Origin of the sequence: Bradyrhizobium sp. (assembly GCF_035701725.1) — a bacterium.
Lineage (GTDB): Bacteria > Pseudomonadota > Alphaproteobacteria > Rhizobiales > Xanthobacteraceae > Bradyrhizobium.
On sequence record NZ_DASSRP010000038.1, the window covers coordinates 1 to 12296 of the forward strand.

The window sequence follows — 12296 nt, forward strand, 5'->3', positions numbered from 1 at the left end:
CGCCGGCCACGACGGCATGGCGATGGTCGACATCGCCGATGTGGCGATGATCTTCGTGCGCTGCCGCGGCGGCATCAGCCATCATCCGGACGAGCATGTCGAAGTCGCCGACGCCGATGCTGGCGCGCGAGTGCTGCTGCGGCTGATCGAGAATTTCCGGCCGAACAGCTAGGGCGGCTGGTTAGCCTATGGTCAAATGCCGTGAACGACGGTGATCCAAAAGCACATCTGCCGCGCATCGAGTGCTCGATCACGTTCATTCCGGAAGAAGAGGGTCACTCACGTCCTCCTCCGCGCTTATCAGGTGACTTCTATCGTCCCCACCTCGTCGTCGGCGATCCGACTCAACGCCACGCCATCGTGGCGGAAGACAATCGATTGACGGAGGACTATCTCGGAGTTGCCTTCCACCAGGGACCGGTCGATGCCTCGGTCGGTACTGAGATGAAGGTTATTTTGACGCTGATGTACTATCCGCGCCTTTCGTACGAGGTCCCGAAACCTGGCGTCACGTTCACCATCCGAGAAGGCGCGCGGATCGTCGGTTTTGGCTCTGTTCTGCGCCTATTGAATAAATAGCCGAGGTATCGGTTTCAGCCCGCCGTGACGTCGACGACCTCGGCGCCGCCGAGCATTTTTTAGGCCTTGGCGTAGTCGATGTCACCATCCCAGGCCACAACCGGGGCGACGCAGTCCTTAACTCCGCCTTCTGCCGCGTGTAGAGAGCGCCCGCTATGACGTGCAATATCTTCCAGGGGATGTGAGAACATGGATCTCGATAGCCGGCCTATCGGCGGTGGCAAGGCGCCGCCGGGGTACGTCTGGGTCGCCCTCGTCGTCGTTACTATCGGCGTCTTCGTCGGTGCGGGCCTGCTTTGGGACGGCTTGTTTGGGACCTCGATCAGCGGCTCGATCGTTGCGGAAGGTTCTGAGGTTGGAAGCTGGACGTTCGTTCCTGACGTCTGCGAGTCAGGATTCCGTCGAAGCTTTTATGGAGTCAGGATGTTCTCCAGCCACGATAGTCATTTCGCATTCGTCTATGTCGAGGATCCCACACGCGGGCGCTCGATTGAGGTGAAAGTCCCGGACAAGGATGAAGGATATCGCTTCTTCGAGCGGGATTGCGCGACGCTTGATGCTTCCGTGCAAACCGGTGCGATCATCAATAATGTGCGATCGACCAACGGCACGATTAATCTCGATTGCAAGGCACAGGGCGGAAGTCTGCGGGGATCTCTCAAGTTCGAGAACTGTCACTGAGTATGCCGACAGGGCCGATTGGTGACCGCCGTCAAACGGTTCGTCTGTTTTCATAACTGGTACGGGCATCATCCAAGTACCGCTCACGCGGGAGGCGGGGCTGTTGACAAGCCCCGATGATTGAAGCGCCGGCGGAACCGAAGGTCTCGCGCCAGCTTATCGCTAGCGAATCCTGTCCGCGAGCGCCTTCGATGATCGACGACCTCTGGTACAAGAACAGCATTATCTATTGTCTCTCGGTCGGCACCTACATGGATGCCAACGGCGACGGGATCGGCGACTTCAAGGGGTTGTTGCGCCGCCTTGACTACCTGGACGGGCTCGGCATCACCACGATCTGGCTGATGCCCTTTCAGCCATCGCCCGGAAGAGATGACGGCTACGATATCTCCGACTACTACGGCGTCGACCCCCGCTATGGCACGCTCGGCGATTTCGTCGAATTCACCCACGGCTGCAAGCAGCGCGGCATCCGAGTCATCATCGATCTCGTGGTCAACCACACCTCGAACGAACACGCCTGGTTCAAGTCGGCGCGGAGCGCAAAGGATTCAGCCTACCGCGACTGGTATGTCTGGGCCGATAAAAAGCCGGCCAACGCCGACCAGGGCATGGTGTTTCCCGGCGTTCAGAAATCGACATGGACCCACGACAAGGAAGCCGGTGCCTGGTACTTCCACCGCTTCTACGATTTCCAGCCCGACCTCAACACGTCGAACCCGATGGTGCAGGCGGAAATCCTGAAAATCATGGGCTTCTGGATTCAGCTCGGCGTGTCCGGCTTCCGCATGGATGCGGTGCCGTTCGTGATTGCAGCCAAGGGCGCGAAGGTGAAGAAGCCGGTCGAGCAGTACGATATGCTGCGTGCCCTTCGCGAATTCCTGCAATGGCGGAAAGGCGACGCCATCATCCTCGCCGAAGCCAACGTGCTGCCCAACACCGACATTGAATATTTCGGGCGCGACGGCGACCGCATGCACATGATGTTCAACTTCCAGGTCAACCAGCACCTGTTCTACGCGCTCGCGGCGGCCGACGTCCGGCCGCTGGCCAAGGCGCTAAAGGCAACCAGGCCGCGGCCCTCGGCCGCGCAATGGGGCCTGTTCCTGCGCAATCACGACGAACTCGACCTCGGAAGATTGACCAAGCCGCAACGCAAGGCGGTATTCGACGCCTTCGGACCCGACAAGAACATGCAGCTCTACGACCGCGGCATTCGCCGGCGCCTGGCGCCCATGTTGGGCGGCGACCGGCGCCGCCTCGAACTCGCCTACAGTCTGATGTTCACCCTGCCCGGTACGCCGGTGATCCGCTACGGCGACGAGATTGCGATGGGCGACGATCTGGGCCTGCCCGAGCGCAACTGCGCGCGCACGCCGATGCAATGGTCGACCGAGCCGCATGGCGGCTTTACCAAAAGCGAGAAGCCGTGCCTGCCCGTGATCGAGAAGGGTCCGTACGGTTTCGGGCACGTCAACGCCGCCGAGCAGCGCCGCGACCCCAACTCGATGCTGAACTGGACCGAGCGCATCATCCGTATGCGCAAGGAAGTTCCCGAGATCGGCTGGGGCGACTTCACGACCATTTCGGTGCGCGATCCGGCAATCCTGATCATTCGCTACGACTGGCGAAACAACTCCGTGATGTTCGTGCACAATCTGAAGCAACGGCCGCGCGAGGTCGCATTCCGCGTCGGGCTCCCCGGTGACGCCGGAAAATTGCTGGTCAACCTGCTCAGCGACGACCACAGCCGTTCCGATGGCCGCGGCCGGCACCGCCTGGTCATGGAAGGTTACGGCTATCGCTGGTATCGGGTCGGCGGGCTCGACTACCTTCTCAATCGCAGCGACATCGAAGCCACTCTGGGACGGAAATCCGGCCATCCGGCATGAAACGGCGCGCTGCCGTTGGGGAACATCGGCTCCTCCTTTGCGTCAACAGGGGTGGAGGAAACAATGGCGGCGGCAAATGGTCTCTGGTGGCAGCGCGGCATCTTCTACCAAATCTATCCGCGCTCCTTTCAGGACTCCAACGCCGACGGCGTCGGTGATCTCCGCGGCATCTTCCGGCGATTGCCCTACCTGAAGAGCCTCGGAATCGACGCGATCTGGCTGTCGCCGATCTTTCCCTCGCCGATGGCGGACTTCGGCTATGACATCTCCGATTACACCGGGATCGATCCGCTTTTCGGAACCATGGCCGATTTCGATGCGCTGATCGAAGCTGCCCACGGATGCGGTCTGAAACTGATCCTCGATCTGGTTCCGAACCACACCTCCGACCGGCATCCATGGTTTATCGAGAGCCGCAGTTCCCCCACCAGCGAGAAGCGCGACTGGTATATCTGGCGCGATGGCGCGCCCGGGGGCAGCCCGCCGAACAACTGGTTCTCGGAATTCGGCGGCAGTGCATGGGAATACGACCGCACGACCGGGCAATATTACTATCACGCGTTTCTCGCCCAGCAGCCGGACCTGAACTGGCGCAATCAGGCCGTACGACGAGCCGTCTACGATGTGATGCGGTTCTGGCTGCGGAAGGGCGTCGACGGCTTTCGCGTCGACGTGATCTGGCATCTGATCAAGGACGATCAGTTTCGCGACAATCCGCCCAACCCTGATTTTGCCGAAGGGCGGCCGCCGCATGAAGCCGTGCTGCCGATCTACACCGCCGACCGGCCTGAGATTCACGAGGTCGTAGCGGAAATGCGGCGCGTCATCGACGAGTTCGACGACCGCGCGCTGATCGGCGAGATTTACCTTCCTGTCGAGCGGCTGGTTTCCTACTACGGCAAGCAATTGCTCGGCGCGCAGATGCCGTTCAATTTTTCGCTGTTATCGGCGAGCTGGAACGCACGCGCGATCGAAAAGATCATTCTCGAATACGAGCGGGCTTTGCCGGAGGGAGCCTGGCCGAACTGGGTGCTTGGCAATCATGACCGGCCGCGCGTTGCCAGTCGGGTTGGGCGAGAACAGGCGCGGGTTGCGGCCATGCTGTTGCTGACGCTGCGGGGAACCCCGACGCTGTATTACGGCGACGAGATCGGCATGCAGCAACTCGCGATCGCGCCCGAACAGGTCAGGGATCCCTTCGAGAAGAATGTTCCCGGACTTGGGCTCGGTCGCGACGGCTGCCGCACACCGATGCAATGGGATGCCAGCCTCAATGCCGGCTTTTCGACCACGCGTCCGTGGCTGCCGGTCGCCGATGACTTCGTTCATGAAAATGTGGCCAACCTGAATGCCGACAAGACCTCGCTCTTGAACCTGTACAAAGAGCTCATCGCGTACCGCCGCCAGAACACGGCTCTGACGTCCGGCACTTACGAGCCCATCGCCGCCGAGAAGAATCTTTTGATTTATGTGCGACGGCGCGGCGCCAGCTCGGCTGTCGTGGTCCTGAATCTTGGATCCGAGCCGGTGTCGCTGATATCAGATACATTTGCAGAGGGCGGAGAGATCAAGCTCTCCTCGTTTCTGGATCGCGCCGGCGAAAAGATTTCGCGATCCATCGATCTGCGCGGCAACGAGGGGGTGATCATCTCACCAGGGACTTAGTTAGCGGTTCGGAAGTCCGAATCACTATCCGGCGGTCACGTCGACCACTTCCGCTCCGTCGAGCACTTCCTGAGCCTTGGCGTAATCGAGGTCGCCTTCCCAGGCCGCAACGACGACCGTGGCGACGCAGTTGCCGATCAGGTTGCCAAGCGCGCGCGCCATGCCGATGAACCAGTCGACCGACAGCACCAGCACGAGGCCAATCGCCGGAATGCTTGGTACCGCGTTCAATGTCGCCGCCAGAATGACGATCGCCGAGCCGGGCACGCCGTGGGCGCCCTTCGAGGTGATCAGGGAGATGCCGAGCACCAGCAATAGATCGCCGAACGACAGCGGCACGTTGGTCGCCTGCGCGATGAAGACGACCGCCAGCGTCAGGTAGATCGAAAATGCATCGAGGTTGAACGAGTAGCCGGTCGGGATCACGAGTCCGACCACGGAATCCTTGACGCCGAGCCGCTCCAGCTTGCGCATGACCTGTGGCAGCACCGCATCCGACGACGCAGTCGCCAGCACGATCGTCAGTTCCTCGCGCAAGTACCCCAGGAATTTGAAGATGTTCAGCCCGCAGAACGCCATCACGCCGCCGAGCACGCCGAGCACGAAGATGGCGACCGAGACGTAAAACAGCGCAACCAGCGAGATCAGTTGCTTGAGCGAGCCGACGCCGTATTTGCCGACGGTGTAGGCGACCGCGCCGAGCACACCAAGCGGCGCGACGCGCACGATCAGCCCCATCGCGCGGAACAGCACGGTCGAGACCGCGTCGATGAAGGAGGCGACCTTCTCGCCTTTTTCGCCGCCGACCAGCGCCAGACTGACGCCGAAGATGATCGCGAAGAACAGGACCTGCAACACGTCGTTGCGCGACAGCGCGTCGAACGACGTCGTCGGGATGATGTTCAGCAGGAATGCGCCGACGCCTTCGCCCTTGAGGTTTTTCGCGCGGTCGGCAAAGCTGCCGAGCGCCCGGGCATCGAGGCTCGACGTATCGATGTTCATGCCGTGGCCGGGGCCGAAGATGAACGCAAGCAGGAGGCCGACGACCAGCGCGATCGTGGTCATGACCTCGAAATAGACCAGCGCCTTGACGCCGACCCGTCCGACCTTCTTGAGATCGCCGGCGCCGGCGATGCCGTGGACGACGACGCAGAACACGATCGGCGCAACGATCATGGTGATCAGTTTGAGGAAGGCGTCGCTCAGAATCTTCAGGCTGATGGCGAAATCGGGAACGGCCATGCCGAGCACGATGCCGAGCAGGAGCGCGACCAGCACCTGCGCGAACAGTGAGGTGTAGATCGGCTTTCGCGTGACCGGCGCTGCCGTCGTGATCGTGGCCATCGAACGTCCCCCTTAATCGATGTCTCAAACTCGATTTATGTGAAACAGCAAGTTTCGCGCCAGCCGCTAGACCTCGTCATGAATGGCGAAAAGGTAATGTTTCAGTTGAAAAGACGGGGGTCAACACGGCAGTGCGCGAGCATACCCTCCGGGTTTCCGGTGATGCGGGGTGGGCTCGCCCGCTCCGGCGGAAAGCACTGGGACGCTGATGCGGTAACGCTCAACGAATGAGCAAACCGGCGAGGAAAGTCGCGCGGCGGCATCGGCGATCTCGCTCATCCAGATATCCAACCGGCTGATAACAGAAGAGATTTCTTCGCAACGCGCGGCGGAAGTGCATTGTACACAATGGCACGGGCCTTGCTTAATCAGCATCGAGCCGTGCTTTCGTGCTTCCAGGGTTCTCTTGCGTCGGGGGGCGTAATGGCAATTTCAGAGCAGCCAGGAAAGAGCGTCGTCGTCGCCGAACCGGAGCCGATCGAACTCGACTGGTCGGCAACGGCGCTCGTCATTATCGACATGCAGCGCGATTTCATGGAGCCCGGTGGTTTTGGCGAGACGCTCGGCAACGACGTGTCGCGGCTGGCCTCGGCGGTGAAACCGATCGCCTCGGTGCTGAAGGCCGCGCGCGACATGGGAATGCTGGTCGTTCACACCCGCGAAGGCCATCTGCCCGATCTGTCGGATGCGCCGCCGGCGAAGGTCGAGCGCGGCGCGCCCAGTCTTCGCATCGGCGATCCCGGTCCGATGGGGCGGATCCTGATCCGCGGCGAGGCCGGACACGACATCATTCCCGAGCTTTATCCGCTCAAGGATGAAGTCGTGATCGACAAGCCGGGCAAGGGGGCGTTCTACGCTACGCCGCTCGGCGACATCCTGAAAAAACATCGCATCGAAAACCTGCTGGTCTGCGGCGTGACCACCGAGGTTTGCGTCAACACCACCGTTCGCGAAGCCAATGATCGCGGCTATCGCTGCGTGGTGCTCGCCGACGGCTGCGCGTCCTATTTTCCTGAATTCCACGACATGGGCCTTCGAATGATCAAGGCCCAGGGTGGCATTTTCGGCTGGGTCAGCGACTCCGCCGCCGTTCTTCAAGCCATGAAATCGGAGACTTCACACGCAGTAGCAACGGGGGCAGCAAAATGAGCACGAGCACGTCTGCGCTAAAAAGCGACTTCAAGCCGGCTTTGTGGACTTCCGGCGACTGGAACGCCTTCTTCGGCTTCGGCACCAACATTCTGGTCAACATGCTCGTGCTGACGGGGCTGTTGCGCTTCGTGCTGAAGATGCCGGACTCGCTGGTGTTCGGCCGCATCCTTCCGGCGCTTGGCCTGATGATGTGCCTGTCGACCTTCTATTACGCCTTCCTGGCCTACCGGCTGGCGCAGAGGACCGGCCGTACTGACGTCTGCGCGCTGCCTTCCGGCGTCAGCGTGCCGCACATGTTCATCGTGACGTTCGTGATCATGCTGCCGATCGCGCTGAAGACCGGCGATCCGCTGAAGGGCTGGTCGGCCGGTCTGGTGTGGGTGTTCTTCCAGAGCTTCATTCTGATGATCGGCGGCTTCATTGCGCCCTACATCCGCAAAATCACCCCGCGCGCCGCGCTGCTCGGCACATTGGCCGGCGTATCGGTGACGTTCATTTCGATGCGGCCGGCGCTTGAAATGTACATGACGCCGCAGATCGGCCTGATCTGCTTTGCGATCATTCTGGTGAGCTGGTTCGGCGGCGTGAAGTACCTCAAGGGCATTCCGGCTGGCCTCGTGGCCATCGCCGCCGGCATGATCATCGCGTGGGGATCGAACCTTTTCGGTCTGGGGATCGGCGGGTTGAGCGTCAAGGGTCTCGGCGATGCCTTTGCCAATTTCGGCTTCTCGGTGCCGCTGCCGGCGGTCGGCCAGGTGTTCTCCGGGTTTGAGTTCCTCGGCATCATCCTGGTGACGGCGATTCCCTTCGGGATCTACGATCTCGTCGAAGCGATGGACAATGTCGAGAGCGCGGAGGCCGCCGGCGACGAATATCCGACCACGCGGGTTCTGACTGCCGATGGTGTCGTCAGCCTGATCGGTTGCCTCATGGGCAATCCCTTCATCAACGCCGTCTATATCGGCCATCCCGGCTGGAAGGCGATGGGCGGCCGGATCGGTTATTCGGCCGCAACCGGCCTCATGGTGGTCGCTCTGTCGTGGTTCGGCATCATCTCGGTGATGCTGGCGCTCGTTCCCGTGGTGGCGATTTCGCCGATCCTGCTCTACATCGGCATGCTGATCGGCGCGCAGGCGTTCCAGACCACGCCGATCAAGCATGCGCCCGCGGTCGTGGTCGCGCTGACGCCGCATCTGGCCGCGTGGGCGAAGTTGCAGGTCGATACCATGCTGGGGGCGACCGTCACCGCGGCCCAGGCGGTCGGCGGCCTTGCCGGCGACAAGGTCGGCGACGTCAAGGCGGCGGCGCTGGCCTCATTGCCGCAACAGGGCGTGCTCTACCATGGGCTCGAAGTGATGGGCGGCGGTTCGATCATCGCCGGCCTCATCCTGGGTGCGATCGCCGTGTTCATCATCGAGCGCGATTTCGTGAAAGCCTCGGCCTTCTCGATGGCCGGCGCCGTTCTCACCTATTTCGGCTTCATGCACGGCGAGGCGGTCGGCGTCGGCGGCGGATTTGGCGTGACGCCCAGCGTGGCGTTGGCCTATGCCGTGATTGCCGCCGGCTTCTACATGGTCGGAAAATACGGCGAAAGCACTTCGTATGTGCCGCAGCACGACATCCCGATCGCCGCGCCGGCCGAATAAAAAGCCCCGGCGTGGCGGAGCTATTCAATTGGCCTGGGTCCAAGTGGAGCAGGTAAAGTGATGGGTTACTTGACCTCGATCTTTGCCTGCACCGCTACGTCTTTCCAAAGCGCGATATCCTGCTTGATGTAGTCGGCGAACGCCTGGGGAGAGCTGCCGACGACCTGGATCGCCTGACTCTCGAGCAGCGACTTGGTTTCCGGATCTTTCAGCGCCTGCACGATTTCCTCGTTCAGCTTGGCGACGATCGCCGGCGGGGTCTTGGCTGGCGCCAGAATTCCATGCCAGCCGACCGCATCGAAGCCGGGATAGCCGCTCTCCGAGATCGTCGGCAGGTCGGGCGCGACCGGCGAGCGGTCTTTGCTGGTGACCGCGAGCGCAACCAGCGTTCCCGACTTCACAAGCTGCATCGCCGAGATCGGATCGGAAAACACCACCTGCACCTGGCCGGCAACGAGATCGGCGACCGCCAGCGCCGTGCCGCGATAGGGAATGTGGGTCATCTTGATGCCGGCCTTGAGATCGAACAGCTCGGTCAGGAGATGATTGGACGCGCCGACGCCGGTGGTGCCATAATTCAACGCGCCCGGTTTGCTTTTGGCGAGCGCCACGAATTCCTGCACGGTTTTGACGCCGAGCGATTTGTTGACGACCATGAGGTAGGGATAGGTGCTGGTCAGCGTGATCGGCGCAAAGTCCCGCACCGGATCGTAAGGCAATTCCTTGTAGACCGCGGGGTTGATCGAGATCGGCCCGGACTGGCCGAGCAGGAGCGTGTAGCCGTCGGGGTCGGCCTTGTTGACGACCTCGGTGCCGAGGATGGCGGCGCTGCCGCCGCGGTTTTCCACCACGATGACCTGGCCCGTCCGTTTGCCGACCTGCCTTGCGATCACGCGCGCGGTCGCATCGGCCGCGCCGCCGGCGGCATAGGGCACGATCAGGTGAATCGGATGCGAGGGAAAATCATCGGCGCGCGCCGCGTTGCCGAACAGAAGGACCGTGATGCTCAGAACGAGCCATGCAAGCAAAAAGCGGTTCGAATGTTCTGGCATGGCGGTTCTTGTCGATCGCTTGTTCGCCTCACATAGAGCAAAATTTCATACCCCGGTCCATCGTCCCTTGGTTGCGCTTTTTCGTCACCCTGCGATTCTGCGCGCCGCGAAAGACAGGGAATGAAGATGCAACCTACGCCTGACGTCACCGAGGGACTTGCCCGTCACATTGCTGCAACGCGGTGGGAAGACGTGCCGCCGGAGGTGCGGCATCAGGCCAAGCGATCCCTGGTCAATTTTTTCGCGGTCACGCTCGCGGGTTGTCGGTCGCGGCCGATCGAGACCACGCTGCGCTCGCTTTCCGAATTCTCCGGCGGCAGGCAGGTGGCGCTGATCGGACGGCCCGAGAAGATCGATGCGCTGAGCGCCGCTTTTCTCAATGCGGCCGGCGCCAATGTCGATGATTTCTGCGACACCCATACCGCAACTGTGATTCATCCGACCGCTCCGGTTGCGGGAGCGCTGTTTGCCTATGCGGGATTGCGGGTGGTAGCTGGGCGCGATCTGTTGCTTGCTTTTGTCCTCGGCAACGAGGTGCAGGACCGGATCGGTCTTGCGATCTCGCCGAGCCACTACAACAGGGGCTGGCACATCACCTCGACCTGCGGCGTGTTCGGCGCGGCGAGCGCGATCGGCAAACTCGCACCGCTCGACCAACGCCAGATGGTGTGGGCGCTCGGCAATGCGGCAACCCAATCGGCCGGCCTGTGCGAATGTCTGGGAACCCCGGCGAAAAGCCTCAGCGTCGGTAACGCGGCGCGCAATGGCCTGTGGTCGGCGCTGTTGGCCGGCCAGGGATATGACGGTCCCGCCGAGCCGCTTGCAGGCCGGCAGGGCTTTTATCATGCGCTCGCTGAAGCGCCCGACCTGTCTCAAATCACCGAAGGCTGGGGCGAGCGTTGGGAGATCATGGCGACCTCTTACAAGCCATACCCCTGCGGCTTCGTGATTCACCCGGTGCTCGACTGCGTGCTGGACTGGCGCCGCGATCATCCCGGCGTCGATGTTGCGCGTGTCGTCGTGCGCGGCAATCCGCTGCTCAGCGTTCGCGCCGACCGGCCGAACGTTTCGACCGGCCGCGAGGCGCAGGTCAGCGTGCAGCACGCGGTGGCGGCGGCCCTTTTGAAGGGCCAGGCGGGGCTCGATCAATTCACCGATGCCTGCGTCAATGATCCCGAGGTATTGAAGCTGCGCGGCAAGGTCGAGATTTTGCGCGACGAAAGTTTCTCGACGATCGCGGCAGCGGTCGACATCACCACGTCGGATGGCCAGGTGTTCAGGCTGGAACAAAAGGCCGCCCGCGGCAGCGACGCCAATCCGCTCTCCGATCGCGACCTCGAAGACAAGCTGCGGGCGGCGGCATCGCTGTGGAATCCGCGTTACGAGACCGCGCCGTTGATCGATGCGATCTGGAACGTCGAGGCGAGCACCGACGTCTCGAAGCTGGTATCGCTGACGGTGCCGCGGTAGCGTTTTCGAGCGAAGTGGGAACCGGTTCGCGTGAAGAAAACGCGTCAAACAGAAATGCCTAAGGCCGCACCGCCGGGGCCTCCATCGGCATGCCCCGCGCCCGCGTCATCAAGTAGAGTTCCAGCTCGACCAGCTCCGGTGCGCCGAAATTGTAGTTCTGGGCGCGCATGCCGTTGATGCAGTTGCGCAAGCGCCGTTCGAGCGACCCCAATGTTTGCCATTCGAGCCGGTACATCGGGTAACCGTTCGCCATCGCCTGGGTGACGGCGGAGCCGGCCAGGTGCTTGTCCCAATTGTCGTCGTGGCAGTTGGTGCAGCCGAGATTGAGCTGACCCTGCCGGTGCATGAAGAAGTCGCGCCCCTTGGCCAGGAACGGTTGGAGTTCGGGCGCGGGATCGGGCGCAACCGGCATGTCGTGCGACTGCTGGGCAACGAAGGCCGTCAGCGCCAGCAGGTCGTGCTTCTCGTAAGGCAGGGGATCGGCCTGCTGGTGCCGCGCGCGACAGAGATTGATGCGCTGCTCGAGCGTGACGGGACGCCGATCCACCTTGTCGTACGCGGGATAGCGCGCCGCGACGCCCTTCATGCTGGTTGAAGCGTCGCCATGACAATCGGCGCAGGCCTTGCTCGCCGCGCCTTCTTTGCGCTTCCATGCCTTTTCGCCGTCAAGCACCCATAGCATGCCGGGATTAGTGGTGGGGTCGTCCTGCATCGCCTTGGTTTCCGCCGACATGAAAGTGTAGCCGGACTTGCGTTCGGCTTGCGGAATCTCGGTGGCGATCAGGGGACGGCCGACAATGCCGGCCACCAGCAGC

Annotated in this window: 11 protein-coding genes; 8 read left to right on the plus strand and 3 right to left on the minus strand. The window is 62.1% G+C overall.

Features of this window, described 5'->3' with window-relative positions; all coding sequences use genetic code 11:
* The 5 genes from VFL62_RS02160 to VFL62_RS02180 form a co-directional block, all read left to right on the plus strand.
* A partial coding sequence (locus VFL62_RS02160) for a M20/M25/M40 family metallo-hydrolase (RefSeq protein ID WP_325170747.1) occupies positions 1–172 on the plus strand: 172 nt, incomplete at its 5' end.
* 29 nt (positions 173–201) lie between these two features.
* Positions 202–579, plus strand: coding sequence for a hypothetical protein (locus tag VFL62_RS02165; RefSeq protein WP_325170737.1), 378 nt, complete (start codon positions 202–204; stop codon positions 577–579).
* A 189-nt stretch (positions 580–768) separates the two neighbouring features.
* Positions 769–1260, plus strand: a complete 492-nt coding sequence (locus tag VFL62_RS02170; protein WP_325170738.1) for a hypothetical protein — start codon at positions 769–771, stop codon at positions 1258–1260.
* Between the two features lie 191 nt (positions 1261–1451).
* Positions 1452–3152, plus strand: a complete 1701-nt coding sequence (locus tag VFL62_RS02175) for an alpha-amylase family protein (protein WP_325170739.1) — start codon at positions 1452–1454, stop codon at positions 3150–3152.
* A gap of 63 nt (positions 3153–3215) precedes the next feature.
* Positions 3216–4817, plus strand: coding sequence for an alpha-amylase family glycosyl hydrolase (locus VFL62_RS02180; RefSeq protein WP_325170740.1), 1602 nt, complete (start codon positions 3216–3218; stop codon positions 4815–4817).
* 24 nt (positions 4818–4841) lie between these two features.
* On the opposite strand, the gene VFL62_RS02185 is transcribed toward VFL62_RS02180, so the two are convergent.
* Positions 4842–6161 carry a dicarboxylate/amino acid:cation symporter gene (locus VFL62_RS02185; RefSeq protein ID WP_325170741.1) on the minus strand — a complete coding sequence of 440 codons (1320 nt, stop codon included), beginning with the start codon at positions 6159–6161 and terminating at the stop codon, positions 4842–4844.
* A 423-nt stretch (positions 6162–6584) separates the two neighbouring features.
* Between VFL62_RS02185 and VFL62_RS02190 the strand changes: the two genes are divergently transcribed.
* Together VFL62_RS02190 and VFL62_RS02195 are read left to right on the plus strand one after the other, a co-directional pair.
* Positions 6585–7310 carry an isochorismatase family cysteine hydrolase gene (locus tag VFL62_RS02190; protein ID WP_325170742.1) on the plus strand — a complete coding sequence of 242 codons (726 nt, stop codon included), beginning with the start codon at positions 6585–6587 and terminating at the stop codon, positions 7308–7310.
* Complete coding sequence (locus VFL62_RS02195; protein WP_325170743.1) at positions 7307–8959, plus strand: regulator; 1653 nt, start codon at positions 7307–7309, stop codon at positions 8957–8959. The genes VFL62_RS02190 and VFL62_RS02195 overlap by 4 nt, the downstream gene beginning before the upstream one ends.
* 65 nt (positions 8960–9024) lie before the next feature.
* Here VFL62_RS02195 and VFL62_RS02200 read toward each other — a convergent pair whose 3' ends face one another.
* The gene (locus VFL62_RS02200; RefSeq protein ID WP_325170744.1) at positions 9025–10011 is read right to left on the minus strand and encodes a tripartite tricarboxylate transporter substrate binding protein; all 987 of its coding nucleotides are present in this window, start codon (positions 10009–10011) and stop codon (positions 9025–9027) included.
* A gap of 120 nt (positions 10012–10131) precedes the next feature.
* On the opposite strand from VFL62_RS02200, the gene VFL62_RS02205 reads away from it, so the two are divergent.
* On the plus strand, positions 10132–11481 hold the full coding sequence (locus tag VFL62_RS02205) for an MmgE/PrpD family protein (RefSeq protein ID WP_325170745.1): 1350 nt from the start codon (positions 10132–10134) through the stop codon (positions 11479–11481).
* Positions 11482–11539: 58 nt separating this feature from the next.
* Here VFL62_RS02205 and soxA read toward each other — a convergent pair whose 3' ends face one another.
* The gene (soxA, locus tag VFL62_RS02210; RefSeq protein WP_325170746.1) at positions 11540–12295 is read right to left on the minus strand and encodes a sulfur oxidation c-type cytochrome SoxA; all 756 of its coding nucleotides are present in this window, start codon (positions 12293–12295) and stop codon (positions 11540–11542) included.
* Between the last annotated feature and the right edge of the window lies 1 nt (position 12296).

What these genes read in the sequence shown, in the direction of transcription:
- VFL62_RS02170 (WP_325170738.1), top strand. Translation starts at nt 769, where the DNA reads ATGGATCTCGATAGCCGGCCTATCGGCGGTGGCAAGGCGCCGCCGGGG.
- VFL62_RS02175 (WP_325170739.1), top strand. Translation starts at nt 1,452, where the DNA reads ATGATCGACGACCTCTGGTACAAGAACAGCATTATCTATTGTCTCTCG.
- VFL62_RS02180 (WP_325170740.1), top strand. Translation starts at nt 3,216, where the DNA reads ATGGCGGCGGCAAATGGTCTCTGGTGGCAGCGCGGCATCTTCTACCAA.
- VFL62_RS02185 (WP_325170741.1), bottom strand. Translation starts at nt 6,161, where the DNA reads ATGGCCACGATCACGACGGCAGCGCCGGTCACGCGAAAGCCGATCTAC.
- VFL62_RS02190 (WP_325170742.1), top strand. Translation starts at nt 6,585, where the DNA reads ATGGCAATTTCAGAGCAGCCAGGAAAGAGCGTCGTCGTCGCCGAACCG.
- VFL62_RS02195 (WP_325170743.1), top strand. Translation starts at nt 7,307, where the DNA reads ATGAGCACGAGCACGTCTGCGCTAAAAAGCGACTTCAAGCCGGCTTTG.
- VFL62_RS02200 (WP_325170744.1), bottom strand. Translation starts at nt 10,011, where the DNA reads ATGCCAGAACATTCGAACCGCTTTTTGCTTGCATGGCTCGTTCTGAGC.
- VFL62_RS02205 (WP_325170745.1), top strand. Translation starts at nt 10,132, where the DNA reads ATGAAGATGCAACCTACGCCTGACGTCACCGAGGGACTTGCCCGTCAC.